Source organism: Pararhizobium sp. IMCC21322 (assembly GCF_030758295.1).
Lineage (GTDB): Bacteria > Pseudomonadota > Alphaproteobacteria > Rhizobiales.
On record NZ_CP132335.1, the window covers coordinates 5180612 to 5197091 of the forward strand.

At 53.1% G+C, this 16480-nt stretch carries 15 protein-coding genes; 2 read left to right on the forward strand and 13 right to left on the reverse strand.

The genetic code is table 11. The features are described from left to right. Nucleotides 1-15: 15 nt before the first annotated feature. Nucleotides 16-723, reverse strand: coding sequence for an SDR family NAD(P)-dependent oxidoreductase (locus RAL91_RS24630; RefSeq protein WP_306258859.1), 708 nt, complete (start codon nt 721-723; stop codon nt 16-18). Nucleotides 724-842: 119 nt separating this feature from the next. Next, nucleotides 843-1244, reverse strand: a complete 402-nt coding sequence (locus tag RAL91_RS24635; RefSeq protein ID WP_306258860.1) for a VOC family protein — start codon at nt 1242-1244, stop codon at nt 843-845. Between the two features lie 123 nt (nt 1245-1367). Between RAL91_RS24635 and soxR the strand changes: the two genes are divergently transcribed. Next, on the forward strand, nt 1368-1865 hold the full coding sequence (gene soxR, locus RAL91_RS24640) for a redox-sensitive transcriptional activator SoxR (protein ID WP_306258861.1): 498 nt from the start codon (nt 1368-1370) through the stop codon (nt 1863-1865). Here soxR and xth read toward each other — a convergent pair. From xth to RAL91_RS24695, 11 genes are all read right to left on the reverse strand, one after another. Continuing rightward, nucleotides 1846-2655, reverse strand: a complete 810-nt coding sequence (xth, locus tag RAL91_RS24645) for an exodeoxyribonuclease III (RefSeq protein ID WP_306258862.1) — start codon at nt 2653-2655, stop codon at nt 1846-1848. The genes soxR and xth overlap by 20 nt on opposite strands. A 61-nt stretch (nt 2656-2716) precedes the next feature. Next, complete coding sequence (gene arfB, locus RAL91_RS24650; RefSeq protein ID WP_306258863.1) at nt 2717-3142, reverse strand: alternative ribosome rescue aminoacyl-tRNA hydrolase ArfB; 426 nt, start codon at nt 3140-3142, stop codon at nt 2717-2719. Nucleotides 3143-3181: 39 nt separating this feature from the next. Then, nucleotides 3182-4594, reverse strand: a complete 1413-nt coding sequence (gene lpdA / locus RAL91_RS24655; RefSeq protein WP_306258864.1) for a dihydrolipoyl dehydrogenase — start codon at nt 4592-4594, stop codon at nt 3182-3184. Nucleotides 4595-4615: 21 nt separating this feature from the next. Continuing rightward, nucleotides 4616-5362: an SDR family oxidoreductase gene (locus RAL91_RS24660; protein ID WP_306258865.1), complete on the reverse strand. Its 747-nt coding sequence runs from the start codon at nt 5360-5362 to the stop codon at nt 4616-4618. Nucleotides 5363-5380: 18 nt separating this feature from the next. Then, entirely contained in the window at nt 5381-6697 is a 1317-nt protein-coding gene (gene odhB / locus RAL91_RS24665; RefSeq protein WP_306258866.1) for a 2-oxoglutarate dehydrogenase complex dihydrolipoyllysine-residue succinyltransferase, read from the reverse strand. A 53-nt stretch (nt 6698-6750) separates the two neighbouring features. Beyond that, entirely contained in the window at nt 6751-9717 is a 2967-nt protein-coding gene (locus RAL91_RS24670) for a 2-oxoglutarate dehydrogenase E1 component (protein WP_306258867.1), read from the reverse strand. Nucleotides 9718-9838: 121 nt separating this feature from the next. Then, complete coding sequence (sucD, locus tag RAL91_RS24675; RefSeq protein ID WP_306258868.1) at nt 9839-10759, reverse strand: succinate--CoA ligase subunit alpha; 921 nt, start codon at nt 10757-10759, stop codon at nt 9839-9841. Next, on the reverse strand, nt 10760-11959 hold the full coding sequence (gene sucC / locus RAL91_RS24680; protein WP_306258869.1) for an ADP-forming succinate--CoA ligase subunit beta: 1200 nt from the start codon (nt 11957-11959) through the stop codon (nt 10760-10762). Nucleotides 11960-11995: 36 nt separating this feature from the next. Continuing rightward, nucleotides 11996-12958 carry a malate dehydrogenase gene (mdh, locus tag RAL91_RS24685; protein ID WP_306258870.1) on the reverse strand — a complete coding sequence of 321 codons (963 nt, stop codon included), beginning with the start codon at nt 12956-12958 and terminating at the stop codon, nt 11996-11998. A gap of 207 nt (nt 12959-13165) precedes the next feature. Then, a complete protein-coding gene (gene zapE / locus RAL91_RS24690; RefSeq protein ID WP_306258871.1) occupies nt 13166-14308 on the reverse strand; it encodes a cell division protein ZapE in 1143 nt (380 codons plus the stop codon). 38 nt (nt 14309-14346) lie between these two features. Continuing rightward, nucleotides 14347-15066, reverse strand: coding sequence for a protease inhibitor Inh/omp19 family protein (locus RAL91_RS24695; protein WP_306258872.1), 720 nt, complete (start codon nt 15064-15066; stop codon nt 14347-14349). Nucleotides 15067-15435: 369 nt separating this feature from the next. Here RAL91_RS24695 and RAL91_RS24700 point away from each other — a divergent pair, with 369 nt between their 5' ends. Further along, a complete protein-coding gene (locus tag RAL91_RS24700; RefSeq protein WP_306258873.1) occupies nt 15436-16356 on the forward strand; it encodes a GNAT family N-acetyltransferase in 921 nt (306 codons plus the stop codon). Nucleotides 16357-16480 lie beyond the last annotated feature (124 nt).

The window sequence follows — 16480 nt, forward strand, 5'->3', positions numbered from 1 at the left end:
TAATGTACAAGTCCGTCAGGACTTTCCAGTCACGGGGATGAGTGCACCGTGAATCGCGTCACTATCATCTGATGCCAAGAAGGCGATAACCGCAGCAAGCTGATCCAGCGTCACCCATTTGCTTGTATCAGCATCCGGCATTGCGTTGCGGTTATCCGGCGTGTCCAGAACGCTGGGCAGAACCCCATTTACATTGATGTTGTATGGCTTCAGTTCCGCAGAGGCGCTTTCAGTGGCGCGCATGACAGATGATTTGGCCGCCACATAAGGGCCCATGCCCGCACCACCCTTCAATGCCGCATTCGCGCCCACAGTTACAATCTGTCCGCTTTCACGCTGTTTCATTCCCGGCACGACAGCGGCCAACACTGACAACAGGGTTTCCAGATTAAGCGCCTGCATGTTCTGCCAATCATCGGCGCCGGCTTCATGAACTTTTGGCCCCATATCAAACCCGCCCGCAGCCGCAATCAGACAATCAATCGAACCAAACTCTTTTTCCGCCTGCTGAACGGCAGCCATGACAGCCTTGCGATCAAGCAAATCAAGCGCGCAAATCTTATGGCTGCCGGGCAGTTCGTCAGACAATGCTTCAAGCGCCCCGGCATCGCGGCCCATCAACACAAGCCGAGCGCCTTCCTGTGCCAGACGCAAAGAAGTCGCTCGACCAAGATGTCCTGCTGCTCCCGTCACAACAGCTGTTTTTCCGGCAAATCGTTTCATGGCTGATCTTCCCTATGCCTTCGCTCAGTTTTCCGAACAGGACATAGCGCACAATTTCGAGCACACAAGCAGTGTCTCAGCTCTCACACCATAATGGCCAAAAGAGACCATGAACGATTTCAGTCCTGATAACTCACAACTTCAAATTCAATCATATCAGCATCATGAAAATAGAATCGACGACCCGGCTCGTAATCAGCATGACTGTGGGTCTTGAACCCCTTTGCCAAAACCCGTTGCTCTGCCGCATCAAGATCGGACACGACGACGCCAATATGGTTCAATCCACCGCGCGTTGAATAGCTGTCATCACGCCCTTCTTTCATCTGGCCCATTGAATAAACGGCCACGTAACTGTCATCCGATCCCACATGCACCGTTGTGCCCCCGTGTTTGGCGTCCCCTTGCCAGCGAATGTGCCAGTCAAATAGATCACACAGGATTTCCGCTGTCTTTACGGGGTCACTCACCGTCACATTGACATGTTCCAGCACACCGGATTTTTGATTTCCATCAGTCATAAGTCACTCCAGATCTTTAACAATGAAAGGCACCCTAATTCCTCAACCTAACTTGAGGTCAAGCTATTTCTATGATAGTGAAATTATCACGAACCACCTAGAATCAAAAGCGATTTTCAGGCGATGAAACCGACAGATAGACTTTCAATTGGACAATTGGCTGAGCGAACCGGCCTGTCGGTTTCAGCCATCCGCTACTATGACGCGCAGGATCTGATTGAGGCGGAACGCAATGCCGGCGGCCAAAGACGCTTTATGCGCTCTGATATCAGGCGTCTTTCCTTTATTCAGATCATGCAGCAATTCGGATTTTCCATTGATGAGATCAGAGCGCTTTTGCAAACCCTGCCTGAGGGCCGCACACCGAATAAAGCAGACTGGCGTCAGATCAGCCGCAGCATAAGGCACCATCTCGACAGCCAAATCAAAACACTTGAAAAACTGCGCGATAATCTGGATGGATGCATTGGTTGCGGCTGTCTGTCCTTACGCAATTGCGAACTCTATAATCCACAAGACCGAGCCCGGAAAAAGGGCGCAGGCCCGCGCTATTTATTGGGCGACAGGCCGGTGATTGAAACCAGAGAATCAGCAGGCAAGCCTACCCGAACACAGCCCTGATTGGCACATGGTCGGATGGTTTTTCCCAGCCGCGTGCGTCACTTAAAATCTCGACCGAAGACAGATGCTTGGCAACATCGGGATGCGACCAGATGTGATCCAGTCGCCGCCCGCGATTGGACGCTTGCCAGTCGCGTGACCGGTAGCTCCACCAGGAATAAAGTTCCTCAGGCTCCGGAAAGTGTTGCCGCACCAGATCGACAAAACCGCCAGCTTTGAACACTCTGTCCAGCGTTTCCACCTCGACAGGTGTGTGTGAGACGACTTTCAAAAGCTGTTTGTGAGACCACACATCATGCTCACTGGGAGCAATGTTCAAATCACCCACGACAATGTTCTTGTCGCTCTTGAACCGGGCGCCGAAATGCCCGGTCATTTCATCGAGAAATTTCAGCTTGTGATCAAATTTGGGGTTTTTGACAATATCCGGCTCATCACCCCCGGCCGGCACATAGAAATTATGCAACAGCACCGGGTCTGACATTCCCGGAATTGCGTGCCGTGTGGAGATGTGGCGCGTGTCACCCATCTCGCAAAATTCCACCCATTCAGCTTCTTCCACAAATGGCTGGCGGGAAATGGTAGCAACGCCGTGATAACCCTTTTGCCCATGCATCGCGATATGCTCATAGCCAATCTTCTTGAAGGCAGCTGTCGGGAACTGATCATTCGGACATTTCGTCTCCTGCAGACACAACACATCGGGCTGCCACAGCTCCAGCAATTGCTGCACGATGGGCATGCGCAACCGCACAGAGTTGATGTTCCAGGTGACGATAGAAAAAGCCATGACGAAATTCCTGTAAGAGAGAAGTATCAGATGGCCGGATTCGCGAACAGAAGACAAGCCCTCAATCGAAATTCGGCTTCTTCCGATTCTGTTTGGTAGACCCGCGCTGCGTTTTCTTTTCCAGACGACGTCGCTTCGATGCCAAAGTCGGGCGTGTCGGCTTGCGGTATTTGGGCCGTTCACTGGCCTGCTTCAAAAGAGTCAAAAGCCGGTCCCGCGCATCTGCCCGGTTTTGCTCCTGTGTGCGAAACCGCTCCGCCTGAATAAGAATTTCGCCGGATTTTGTCATCCGGCTGCCAGCAAGCTCAGAGGCCCGGGTTTTGATGTAAGGCGACAGCGTTTCGCAATTATTCAAATCAAACCGCAACAACACGGCAGTCGACAGCTTGTTGACATTCTGACCGCCCGGACCGGACGAGCGCACAAATTGCTCTGTCAGGTCAGCGTCGGTAATATAGTTTGAGCCGGAGATGGGAAATTGTTCCATGCCCGGCTCATATCATAATCGGCAGACAGCGCAAATTGCCTACATGTGGATCGGCTTGGCAAAAGTCGCCAGAGCAGCTTCACGTACGGCTTCAGACAAGGTTGGGTGCGCATGGCAAGTTCGGCCAAGGTCTTCTGACGAGCCGCCAAATTCCATCAGCACTGCTGCTTCGTGTATCATGTCACCGGCACTGTGCCCGACAATATGCACGCCCAGAACCCGATCGGTTTTCTTGTCCGCCAGCACCTTCACAAAACCATCTGTGGCCAACATGGCACGGGCCCTGCCATTGGCAGAGAACGGAAATTTGCCCGCTTTATACTCAATGCCAGCTTCTTTCAGTTCCTCTTCCGTCTTGCCGACAGAAGCAACTTCCGGCGCTGTGTAAACCACGCTTGGAATCACATCATAATTCACATGACCAGCCTGGCCCGCCAATATCTCGGCAACGGCCATGCCTTCATCTTCAGCCTTATGGGCCAGCATAGGACCGGCAATCACGTCACCAATGGCATAAACGCCGTCAATATTGGTCTGGAAATGGCCATCAACTTCCACGCGGCCAATCCGGTCCAGCTTGACGCCGATGGATTCCAGACCCAGCGAATCCGTATATGGGCGACGTCCCGTCGCCACCAACACCACATCAGCATCTATCGAAACCGCATCGCCGCCAGCAACAGGCTCATAGGTCACCTTTGCGCCCTTGTCGGTGGATTCAACGCCCGTCACCTTGGACGACAGCTTCATCTGAAGGCCTTGTTTGGAAAGCATCCGCTGGAACTGCTTGGACACATCCCCATCCATGCCACCGAGAATCTTGTCCATATATTCAATGACGGTCACCTTGGCCCCGAGGCGGCTCCACACCGAGCCAAGTTCCAGCCCAATCACGCCGCCACCAACGACAACCATATGGGCCGGGACTTTTTCCAATTCCAGCGCACCGGTCGAGGAGACGATGATCTTCTCATCAAATTCAATATCAACGCCCGGAATACCAGCCACATCAGACCCGGTGGCCACTACAATATTCTTGGCTGCAACTGTTTGCACAGCGCCATCATCCGCAGTGACTTCAACCTCGCCTGCGCCAAGTATCCGGCCTTCACCATGGAATGTGTCAATCTTGTTCTTTTTGAACAGGAACGCCACACCTTCCACATTGGATTTAACCGTTTCATCCTTATGCGCCATCATTTGTGGCAGGTTCAGTTTTGCGGTCCCCACATCAATTCCCAGCGTCTTCAGCTTGTGATCTGCTTCAGACAGAACCTCAGACGCATACAGGAGAGCTTTGGAAGGAATACAGCCAATATTCAGACAGGTACCGCCAAAGGTCGCGCGCTTTTCAATCACAGCAGTTTTCAACCCCAATTGTGCGGCCTTGATGGCACAGACATAGCCCCCTGGTCCGCTTCCGATTACAACGAGATCATATTGGTCAGCCATGGTTGGTTCCTTGTGGTTGGGCTAGCGCCCGCCAGAGACATCCAGAAAAGCACCTGTCACATAGGATGCCTTTGGAGAAATCAGAAATAAAATCGCATCGGCCACTTCCTCGGCCGACCCTTCACGTTTCATCGGTATGGTACCGCGCAATTGCGCGACCCTGTCCGGTTCACCGCCACTGGCGTGAATATCGGTATCAATGATGCCGGGGCGCACTGCATTCACACGTATGCCCGTCTCCGCAAGTTCAACAGCAAGGCCGGTGGTCAGTGTGTCGATGGCGCCTTTGGAAGCCGCGTAGTCGATATATTGATGCGGCCCGCCCAGTCTTGCAGCGACCGACGACAGATTGATGATCGAGCCGCCAACACCGCCTGTTTCGGACGACATCCGCTTGATGGCCTCTCTGGCATAGACCATGGAGCCAATCACATTGACCCGCATCATGCGTTCAAGGCGTTCAGTGCTCATCTGGGAAAGGGGTGACTTCACATCCACAACGCCGGCGTTGTTGACAAGCGCTGTCAGCGGACTTCCCCACTGATCGATCTGCGCAAAAACCCGCTCTGCATCCGCTTCAACACCGACGTCAGCCTGGATGGCAATTCCGCGACGGGACACAGCCTCAATCTTCTCCACAACAGATGCAGCAGCAGCCGCATCTGTGAGATAAGTCAGGCATACATCATACCCGGCTTCGGCAGCCCCAATTGCAACTGCGGCACCAATGCCCCGGCTTCCGCCTGTGACAAGAACAAGACCGGACATGCCCCGAATGCCGCCTTTCTAGAGATCAAGAACGAGACGTTGCGGATCTTCAATGGCCTCTTTGACCCGCACCAGGAATGTCACAGCTTCCTTGCCATCAACAATCCGGTGGTCGTATGAAAGCGCCAGATACATCATCGGACGGATCTTGATTTCACCACCCACAACCATTGGCCGTTCCTGGATTTTATGCATGCCCAGAATACCGGATTGCGGTGCATTCAAAATCGGGGTCGACATCAGCGAGCCATATACCCCGCCATTCGAGATGGTAAACGTACCACCCTGCATGTCGGCAATGGACAATTTCCCGTCCCGTGCTTTCTTGCCATAGGCACCGATGGTTTTCTCCACTTCGGCAATGGACAGCGTATCGGCTTCTTTAACAACGGGGACGACAAGGCCTTTCTCTGTACCGACGGCAACGCCGATATGGTAGAAATTCTTATAGACGATATCTGTTCCATCAACCTCGGCATTCACAGATGGCACGTCTTTCAGCGCCTGTATCACGGCTTTGGCAAAGAAACCCATAAAGCCAAGCTTTACGCCGTGCTTCTTTTCAAACAGCTCTTTGTAGTCTTTGCGCAACGCCATGACATTGGTCATGTCCACTTCGTTGAAAGTGGTTAGCATCGCGGCGGAATTCTGGGCGTCCTTCAAGCGGCGCGCAATAGTCTGCCGCAGCTTGGTCATCCGCACCCGCTCTTCACGGGAGCCATCATCGCCTGACCGTGCTGCAGCCGGAGTTGCAGGTGCAGGTGCAGCTGCCGCAGGTTCTGGCGAAGGAGCAGCCGCTGGTTCGGGCGCAGCGGGTTCTGCTTTGGCTGCAGGTGCCGCCATTGCATCAGCAATTCCCTGATCGAGAGATGCCATGACATCCTCTTTCAAAATCTGTCCGCGCTTGCCGGTCCCTTCAACATCATCCTCTGTCAGATCATGTTCTGCCATTTTCTTGGCGGCTGCAGGTGATGCAGGCATGGCAGATGCACTGGCTTCAGCGGCAGGTGCGGCCTCTTGCGCAGGCGCTGGTTCCGCCGCAGCTTCAGCTTCCGCAGCTCCATTGCCTGAAGCGCCCGAAGAAGCGCCAGCAGAAGCACCAGCATCAAGTGCCGCCAGCAAAGCACCAACTTCGACAGTTTCGCCTTCCTGTGCAATGATTTCGCTCAGCACACCGGAGCTGGGGGCTGGCACTTCGACTGTAACCTTGTCGGTTTCCAGTTCCACCAGCGGCTCGTCGGCATTCACCGCATCGCCAACTTTCTTGTACCACTGACCGATAGTGGCTTCGGTGACAGATTCCCCAAGTGTCGGGACGCGAATTTCAGTTGCCATTGTTAGAACTCTTTCGATTGCATCAATACATTAGACGATCAGAACCTGTCGGATTAAGACAGGGCCTGATCAAGGAAATCGGCCCGTTGTGCCAGATGGGTGGACATCAGCCCTGTTGCAGTTGCCGCAGAAGCCGCGCGTCCCACATAGATAGGCCGCAAAGACGCTGCACCAATATGATTCAGCACCCACTCGATATAACTTTCAGCAAAACTCCAGGCGCCCTGGTTCTTGGGCTCTTCCTGACACCATACCATTTCGGCCATTTTGAACCGTCCCAATTCCGTGACAAGTGCCTTGGCCGGGAACGGATAAAGCTGTTCCAGACGCAGCAGATAGACATCATTGATGCCCCGCTTTTCGCGCTCTTCATAAAGATCGTAATAGACCTTGCCCGTACACATCACAACGCGGCGGATCTTGTCATCAGGCGCCAGTTTGATTTTCTCATCCGGCAGATATTCTGCATCATCCCATAACAGGCGATGGAACGCTGATTCAGGCCCCATCTCTTCCAGGGTCGATCGCGCACGCTTGTGACGCAGCAAAGATTTAGGCGTCATCAGGATCAGCGGCTTGCGGAAATTCCGCTTCAACTGGCGTCGAAGAATGTGGAAATAATTGGCCGGTGTCGTGCAATTCGCCACCTGCATATTATCTTCCGCACAGGCCTGCAGAAAGCGTTCTGGCCGGGCTGACGAATGCTCCGGACCCTGACCTTCATAGCCATGAGGTAGCAGCAGAACCAGACCGCACATACGCAACCATTTACGCTCGCCGGCAGACAGGAACTGATCAATCACCACCTGAGCGCCGTTGACGAAATCGCCGAACTGGGCTTCCCAAAGTGTCAGCCCGTTTGGCTCTGCCAGCGAATAGCCATACTCATAGGCAAGGACCGCCTCTTCAGACAGCATCGAATTGATGACATCATATTTGGCCTGCTCTTCAGAGATATTGTTGAGCGGAATATAACGTCCCTCAGTTTCCTGATCATACAGCACTGAATGCCGCTGGGAAAATGTTCCGCGTTCGCAATCCTGGCCTGACAGACGGATCGGGTGTCCTTCCTCGGCAAGCGTTCCAAACGCCATGGCTTCCGCCATTGCCCAGTCAATGCCAGTTCCGTTTTCCATCATTTTGGCGCGGTTGTTCATAAACCGCTGAATGGTTTTGTGAACTTTGAAGTCTTCCGGAACCTGCGTAATCTTTCTGCCGATTTCCCGCAGAGCTTCCACATCCTTGCCGGTTTTACCAACGCGCTTTTCATCAGAGCTGTCAGCACGGCTCAGGCCGGACCAGGCCCCATCCAGCCAATCGGCCTTGTTGGGCTTGAAGGAATTGCCAATTTCAAACTCATCATCCAGATGAGACCGCCAGGACGCTTTTTGCCCGTCAATGTCGTCTTGCGAAAGAAGCCCTTCAGCCAGCAACTTCTCACCGTAAATCTGCAGCGTGGTCGGATGACTGCGGATCTTCTTGTACATGATCGGCTGCGTGAAGGCCGGCTCATCGCCCTCATTGTGGCCATAGCGGCGATAGCAGAACATATCGATAACCACCGGCTTGCCGAACTTCTGGCGAAACTCGATCGCAACCTTGGCCGCGTAGACCACAGCTTCCGGATCATCACCATTCACATGGAAAATGGGCGCTTCAATCATCTTGGCCACATCAGAAGGATAGGGCGAAGAACGAGAGAGACGTGGATCGGTGGTAAAGCCAATCTGGTTATTGATGATGAAATGTATCGACCCGCCAGTGCGGTGCCCTTTAAGACCGGACAATCCAAAACATTCCGCAATCACGCCCTGACCGGCAAAGGCTGCGTCACCATGCAGCAGCAGCGGCAGCACCGCCGAGCGGTCATGGTCATAAACCGTGTCCTGTTTCGCGCGCGACTTGCCCAGCACCACAGGATCAACAATTTCCAGATGGGACGGGTTCGCTGTCAGCGACAGATGCACATTATTTTCATCAAATTCACGATCAGATGAGGCACCCAGATGATATTTCACATCGCCGGAGCCTTCCACATCATCCGGCGCAAAAGAGCCGCCTTTGAATTCGTGGAAAATCGCCCGGTGTGGTTTCGCCATCACCTGCGACAGAACATTCAGTCGGCCACGATGGGCCATGCCAAGGACGATCTCTTTAACCCCAAGCTGACCACCACGTTTGATAATCTGCTCAAGAGCGGGAACGAGAGATTCGCCACCATCCAGACCAAACCGTTTGGTGCCGGTGTATTTGACGTCAATAAATTTCTCAAAGCCTTCCGCTTCAACAAGCTTGTTGAAGATCGCTTTCTTGCCTTCCGGCGTAAAGGAAACCTGCTTGTCCGGACCCTCAATACGAGCCTGTATCCAGCCCTTCTCTTCGGGGTCAGAAATATGCATGAATTCCACGGCCATCGTCGAGCAATAGGTTCGACGCAGGATTTCAAGCATTTCCGGAATGGTCGCGAATTCAAGCCCAAGCACATGGTCCAGAAAAATCTGTCTGTCATAATCAGCTTCGCTGAAGCCATATGAAGACGGATGCAGTTCTTCGTGGTCGCGCTCTTCCGCCAGACCAAGCGGATCAAGATTGGCATGAAGATGGCCCCGCATACGGTAGGCGCGGATCATCATGATAGCGCGCACTGAATCCCGCGTAGCGCTGTGAACCTGCGCTTCGGTAAGATCAACACCGTTTGAAGTGGATTCTTCGGCGATTTTTTTGCCAACAGCCTCGGTCACGGCTACAGGCGGAACATCGCCCCAGTCGCTGTCAAGTGCGGAGACCCATTCCCCATTGGCTTTTACGGGCCAATCAGCGCGTTCCCAGGAAGCACCTCGGGCGTTGGCCTTAACGTCCTGAGGCGCGTCCTTCAGCTTCGCGAAAAAATCTTTCCACTGTGCATCAACCGAGTTCGGGTCGGACTGATACTGAGCATATATCTCTTCAATATAGGACGCATTGCCACCATACAGAAATGACGTCCCAGCAAAAATCTCATTCGCCTCTTCACGAGCCATCTTGCAATTTCCCGGAGAGCTTTCACCCCCGTACCTTTTCCACTTTGATCCCAGATTCCACTGTGTTCTTTTGCCGCCGCACCGTCAACAGTCCGGCGACCCAAGATTGCGTGATTGATGATTATCCGTTGAGCAATTCAACCAGCGTCGTGCCAAGTTTGGCCGGAGACGGTGAAACGCGGATGCCAGCTTCCTGCATGGCCGCAATTTTGTCTTCAGCACCGCCCTTGCCACCAGAAATCACAGCACCTGCATGACCCATGGTCCGGCCCGGAGGCGCTGTCCGCCCGGCAATGAAGCCAACAGTTGGCTTCGAACGCCCTTTCTTGGCCTCATCCGCCAGGAACTGCGCAGCATCTTCTTCAGCAGAACCGCCAATTTCACCAATCATGATGATCGACTTGGTTTCTTCGTCGGCGAGGAACATTTCCAGCACGTCGATGAATTCTGTGCCCTTCACCGGATCGCCGCCAATACCGACAGCGGTCGACTGACCAAGATTTTCATTTGTGGTCTGGAAGACCGCTTCATAAGTCAGCGTGCCGGACCGTGAGACGATGCCAACATTGCCCTTCTTGAAGATGTTGCCTGGCATAATGCCGATCTTGCACTCATCAGGTGTCATGATGCCGGGGCAATTGGGGCCAAGCAAACGGGATTTTGAACCCGCCAGATGATCCTTCACCTTCACCATGTCGACAACCGGAATGCCTTCGGTGATGCAGGTAATGAAGGAAATCTCCGCATCAATTGCTTCGATGATCGCCGCTGCGGCACCTGCCGGTGGCACATAGATCACCGATGCATCGGCACCAGTTGCTTCCATGGCTTCCACAACGGTTGTAAAAATCGGCAATTCCTTGCCAGCTGCAACGCCAGCACCTTCGCCTGCGGTCCAGGTTGAGCCGCCCTTTTTGGGGTGAATACCACCGACCATCTGTGTGCCGTGATAGGCCAGCGCCTGTTCAGTGTGGAAAGTCCCGGTTTTACCGGTCATGCCCTGAACGATAATTTTCGTGGATTTATCGACGAGTATGGACATTTACGCGCCCTCCTTCACAGCTTTGACGATCTTCTGCGCAGCATCATCCAGATCATCTGCAGCAATGACATTGAGGCCCGATTCATTAATGATGACCTTGCCGCGCTCCACATTGGTGCCTTCAAGGCGCACAACCAGCGGCACTTGCAGACCCACATCCTTAACGGCGCTGACAACACCTTCTGCAATCACATCGCAGCGCATGATGCCGCCAAAGATATTCACCAAAATACCTTTCACATTCGGATCCGCTGTGATGATCTTGAAGGCAGCCGTCACCTTCTCTGTGGTCGCGCCACCACCCACATCCAGAAAGTTTGCAGGTTCTGATCCGTAAAGCTTGATGATGTCCATGGTCGCCATCGCCAGGCCAGCCCCATTGACCATGCAGCCGATGTCACCATCCAGGGCCACGTAAGCCAGATCATATTTGGAAGCTTCGATTTCCTTGGCGTCTTCCTCAGTGGTGTCCCGAAGGGCCATCACATCATCATGACGAAACAGCGCATTGCCATCGAAGGACATTTTTGCATCCAGCACCCGCAGACGGCCATCTTTCATGACGATCAGCGGATTGATTTCCAGCAGACTCATATCCTTTTCAACAAAGGCTGTGTAGAGCAGCGGAAACAGGAATTGGCCATCTTTCCGGGCAACGCCATCAAGCTGAAACGCGTCGCACACCTTGTCCGCGATAGCAGATGTCACACCCTCGGAAAAATCCACGTCAATGGTGTGAATCTTCTCGGGCGTTTTTTCTGCAACAGCTTCAATATCCATGCCGCCTTCGGTTGAAGCGACGAACGAAATTTTACCGGTTTCGCGATTGACCAGAAGCGAGAGATACAATTCCCGCTCAATATCTGCGCCGTCTTCAATATAAAGACGGTTGACCTGCTTACCCGCTGGACCGGTCTGCTTTGTCACCAGCGTATTGCCCAACATGTCCTGCGAGTGGCTCACCACATCTTCATGTGAGAAGGCAAGCCTTACGCCGCCCTTGGCATCCGGACCAAGTTCCTTGAACTTGCCCTTGCCACGCCCCCCGGCATGAATTTGGGATTTGACCACCCAGAGCGGGCCGCCCAATTGCTTCGCTGCAGCTTCTGCCTCGTCGGCGGAAAAAATCGGCACACCATCGGCAACAGGCGCACCATATTCCTTCAACAGCGCCTTGGCCTGATATTCGTGGATATTCATGAATCACTCGTCCTTGTTTGTGCTCAGAGCCAAAGTCTATTTGAGAGCGGGTGCAATTTTCTTACAGGCGTCGACCAGTGCCTTCACCGATCCGACGGATTTGTCGAACTCGGCCTGTTCCGATTTATTGAGGTCGATTTCAACAATACGCTCAATACCACCGGCGCCGATGACAGCGGGAATGCCGACATACATGTTTTTAACGCCATATTCGCCGTTCAGCGCGCCTGCACATGGCAGCACCCGCTTTTTATCTTTCAGATAGCTTTCGGCCATGGAAATGGCGGAAGCAGCAGGGGCATAAAAAGCAGAGCCTGTTTTCAACAGAGCCACGATTTCAGCACCACCATCACGTGTGCGCTGAACAATCTCATTCAACTGTTTCTTGTCCATCCAGCCCATTTTGACCAGATCAGGAATCGGAATACCGGCAACGGTTGTGTAACGGGTCAAAGGCACCATGGTGTCACCATGCCCACCCAGAACAAAGGCCGTTACATCTTCAACAGAAACATTCAGTGCCTCAGCAATGAAATAACGGAAGCGCGAGGAATCCAGCACTCCAGCCATGCCAACAACTTTGTTCTTTGGCAGGCCGGAAAATTTCTGCAATGCCCAGACCATGGCATCCAGCGGATTGGTAATGCAGATCACAAAAGCATCGGGTGCATATTTCTTGATGCCCGCGCCCACCTGCTCCATGACCTTCAAGTTGATTTCCAGCAAATCATCGCGGCTCATACCCGGCTTGCGCGGCACGCCTGCGGTTACAATAACCACATCCGATCCGGCAATATCGGCATAGGACTGCGTTCCCGAAAGTCGCGAATCAAACCCGTCCACTGGAGAGGATTCTGCAATATCCAGGGCCTTGCCCTCAGGTGTTCCCTGAGCGATGTCGAACATCACAACATCGCCAAGTTCTTTCAAACCAATGAGATGCGCCAATGTGCCCCCGATTTGCCCGGAGCCGATAAGTGCGATTTTATTGCGTGCCATTTGAGGTTTCCCTTTACGTAAGATAGAGATAAACGTTTGCGCGATCAGATAGTTAGCTTTTCCGTTTCGCGCCTTGCGTAACGCAACTGCTGCCAAAGAACAAGTCAGCCAATGGCGAAAATCTGCCCTTTTCTGCGTGAAAATATGTGTTCAGACCAAACCGTTGGATTCTTCATAATCCTTACCTATACGTCAACAAATCACACGCTACTTTGATCCATCATCCGAAACCATTCCATGCGGTTCGGCCAGATAATCCTTCGACTGCATTTCAATAAGCCGCGATACTGTACGATCAAACGCGAATAATTCATTACCGGATTTAGCGCTGTAAAGCTGGTCTGGCGCATCAGCAGCCGAGGCAATCAGTTTAACCCGATAATTATACAGCGCATCTATGAGATTGATGAACCGCCGTGCCGCATTCGCCGAGCCCTGTGTGAGCAGCGGAATCTCGTCAAGAATAACGCTGTGATACAGTTGAGCGATGGCAAGATAGTCCGCCGCACCTAACGGCCTGTTACACAATTCATCAAACGAGGCGCGCGCCACCCCTTGAGCCGCTTGCGGAATAACAATTTTGCGCCCCTTCATCTCAATCTCGGTTGTAGCTCCGGGCTCATCACTGCCGGTCAAATCCAGCCATGCCTGATCCAGACCATCCTGTGCGACCTGATCAAGCGGCGAAAAATACGTCTTGGTCTGGCTCAATTTTTCCAACCGGAAATCCGTGCGTGCGGTCAGTTCAACCACATTCACCCGGCTTTTCAAAAGGGCAATAAACGGCAGAAACAATTGTCGATTGAGACCATGGGGATAGAGCTCGTCCGGATCCACATTCGAGGTGGCAACCAATGTCACACCATTTTCAAAGAAACGCTCAAACAGCCGCCCCAGGATCATCGCATCGGCAATATCGACAACGTAAAACTCATCAAAGCAAAGCAGGCTCATATTATCGGACAGAGCATCGGCGACAGGAGGGATCGGATCCCCATCCTTTACCTCGCCTTTTTTGATCAGCGCCCGTTGCGCGTGAATGCGTTCGTGCACATCAGCCATAAAGGCATGAAAATGAAACCGCTTCTTCTGCCGGACTGGGGATTCTTCAAAAAACAGATCCATCAGCATGGTCTTGCCACGCCCAACACCGCCCCAAATATAAAGTCCTTTTGGTGCGGTCTTTGGACCGGATTTGGCAAACAGCCAGCCAAGAGAGCTTTTCTTGGACGCAAGTTCGTATTGCTTCAGTGCTTCCGTCAGTTCGGAAAATTTGTCGATGAGGGCAATTTGCGCGGGATCACGCTCAATTGTGCCACCCTCAACAAGGCGTTGATAACGCGTCTGCATGGCATGCGGCATGGAGCGACCAGAATCCGGTGGGAACTTTAGCGACTAACGGACACGGGTGCGCCGCCTTTTGTTTGTCCGGAGAAACGATTGCCACCGGCTGGCGACAGGCTTGCAACCTGCGATCCGGTCGCCCCGACAAGAACGACCTGGTTGTTCTGCAAATCCCACGCTGTAACATTAGCGAGTTCCACAGAGTTGCAGCCCTTTGTTGTGGCACGGTAGCCACCAGTCCATGTGGTGAGTGTCATGAACAGCTGACACGTATCCGCCGTTGATGCCAACTGCCAGGCACCCAGCATATCAGCGCGGCTCAATTGAACCGCAGAGGCCGTTGGTTGAATAGGCTGTGGCGCAGTCGCGGCAGGCGCCTGAGTAATCTGTGTATGGGCTGGTGGCGTTGTCACCCGAGGCGGCGCTGCGTTCGCAGCAGCGGCTGGATCAAAGGGCTGAGCGCCGACCGGTTGACCCTGTTGTGCCAAAGCGGGAGCCGGCGCATTGGGATCAAAAGGCTGTGCTCCACCAGAGGATGGAAGCGGCGGAAGATCACCCGACTGAACCGGCTCTCTCGGTGAACCCGAGAATGGATTTGGCAAACGCGTTTGACAGGCACCAAGCAGAAATGCAGTTGCCAGCAAGGCAGCGGTGCTTCGTGTAACCACAGATGAGCGTCTGGTCCGCACGCGAACCTCTGTTCCGGCAATAGCGGTGGAAGCGCCATGACTGGCGAAAGCCGCTTGGATTTTCTGTCCGGACATTATAGTTCCCCTGTGACTCAACTCGTACAATTCGTCGACGCGCACGCCCTATGGTCCTGTTTTTGACCAAATATACTGAATATTTTATTGACGCCACGGTTAAAAAAATCAATGGCGCAGTGAAAATACTGGCAAGATTTAGGTGTGGCACGTGTTGGAATTGTGGCACAGGCTCATTTCAAAGGCTTAAACGTCTACAATCAGGACCATTCTGATTCACTCTTGAAGACGCCCAACGAATGTCATAAATCTTTGCTACTTGGCGTAAATGCAATCTTTGGTATTATGTTCAGCTCCTGGACAAGCATATCAGGTGGCGCGGGGGAGTTGAGTTTCAACCCTTCTGAACATTAACGACTGGGGGTCACAATGGCTCTTTATGCAAATACTGCCTTGAAGGACCGCGTATCCGAAGCGCGTCAGGCCCGTTCTCGTGTAGCGGTCAAAAACCACGTTCACATTGTGGACAAGCTGATTGCCGAACGCGCAATCGGGCTGGCGTCCCATTGGTCCTGGCCCGTCATCCGTCCCATGCTTTACCAGTTGCTGGGATACAGGCGTGCTGTCACCCTGTCAGATATTGTGGCTGACATGTCGGGCCCGGATGCCATGTCCTTCGTATCGACTATGCTCAATCTGCAACTTGATATTTCCGGCCTTGAGCGCATTCCAAAACAAGGCCCCTTCATTCTGGCAGCCAACCACCCGACGGGCATAGCCGACGGAGTTGCCGTTTATGACCTGATCAAAGCCGTTCGATCCGACATTGCCATTTTCACCAACCGCGATGCCGTGCGTGTTGCCCGCCGGTTTGATGAAGTGCTGATCCCGGTTGAGTGGCGCGAGGAACATAAAAGCCGCGAAAAAACCAAGGAAACGCTGATCAGAACCGCTGAAGCGTTTGATGACGGCAAAGCCGTCGTGATTTTCCCCTCAGGCCGCATCGGCTATTGGGCCGATGAAAAGCTGAATGAACGCACCTGGCAGGCAACACTTGTGACATTGGCCAAACGTTACAAAGTGCCGATTGTTCCGGTCCATGTCCGCAGCCGCAATTCCGGTCTGTTCTATCTCTTCAGCCGCATCTCCAACGAGCTGAGAGACATGACCGTTTTCTACGAATTGCTCAATAAATCCGGCACCGGTTTTGGCTTGAGCGTTGGAAAGCCAATCTCTCACGAAAGTCTGATTGGCGATGCAAACGAGTTGACGGCAGAGCTGCAGACCCACACCGTGGCCACACTGGCCCAGGACAGAAATGCCTCCTTCAAAAGCCGCGTCGACGGCTGAATCCGGAGTTCAAACTCTGTTCATCAACGTGCCTGGCCGTGGCTGATTTCCATGCAAAAAGATTGATCGCCTTCAGTTCAAAGCCGTTATAGCAAATCCCCCACGGGTCCCAATGGAGATTTCA

Coding starts and splice junctions, on each gene's coding strand:
- RAL91_RS24630 (WP_306258859.1), bottom strand. CDS start 723: ATGAAACGATTTGCCGGAAAAACAGCTGTTGTGACGGGAGCAGCAGGA.
- RAL91_RS24635 (WP_306258860.1), bottom strand. CDS start 1,244: ATGACTGATGGAAATCAAAAATCCGGTGTGCTGGAACATGTCAATGTG.
- soxR (WP_306258861.1), top strand. CDS start 1,368: ATGAAACCGACAGATAGACTTTCAATTGGACAATTGGCTGAGCGAACC.
- xth (WP_306258862.1), bottom strand. CDS start 2,655: ATGGCTTTTTCTATCGTCACCTGGAACATCAACTCTGTGCGGTTGCGC.
- arfB (WP_306258863.1), bottom strand. CDS start 3,142: ATGGAACAATTTCCCATCTCCGGCTCAAACTATATTACCGACGCTGAC.
- lpdA (WP_306258864.1), bottom strand. CDS start 4,594: ATGGCTGACCAATATGATCTCGTTGTAATCGGAAGCGGACCAGGGGGC.
- RAL91_RS24660 (WP_306258865.1), bottom strand. CDS start 5,362: ATGTCCGGTCTTGTTCTTGTCACAGGCGGAAGCCGGGGCATTGGTGCC.
- odhB (WP_306258866.1), bottom strand. CDS start 6,697: ATGGCAACTGAAATTCGCGTCCCGACACTTGGGGAATCTGTCACCGAA.
- RAL91_RS24670 (WP_306258867.1), bottom strand. CDS start 9,717: ATGGCTCGTGAAGAGGCGAATGAGATTTTTGCTGGGACGTCATTTCTG.
- sucD (WP_306258868.1), bottom strand. CDS start 10,759: ATGTCCATACTCGTCGATAAATCCACGAAAATTATCGTTCAGGGCATG.
- sucC (WP_306258869.1), bottom strand. CDS start 11,959: ATGAATATCCACGAATATCAGGCCAAGGCGCTGTTGAAGGAATATGGT.
- mdh (WP_306258870.1), bottom strand. CDS start 12,958: ATGGCACGCAATAAAATCGCACTTATCGGCTCCGGGCAAATCGGGGGC.
- zapE (WP_306258871.1), bottom strand. CDS start 14,308: ATGCAGACGCGTTATCAACGCCTTGTTGAGGGTGGCACAATTGAGCGT.
- RAL91_RS24695 (WP_306258872.1), bottom strand. CDS start 15,066: ATGTCCGGACAGAAAATCCAAGCGGCTTTCGCCAGTCATGGCGCTTCC.
- RAL91_RS24700 (WP_306258873.1), top strand. CDS start 15,436: ATGGCTCTTTATGCAAATACTGCCTTGAAGGACCGCGTATCCGAAGCG.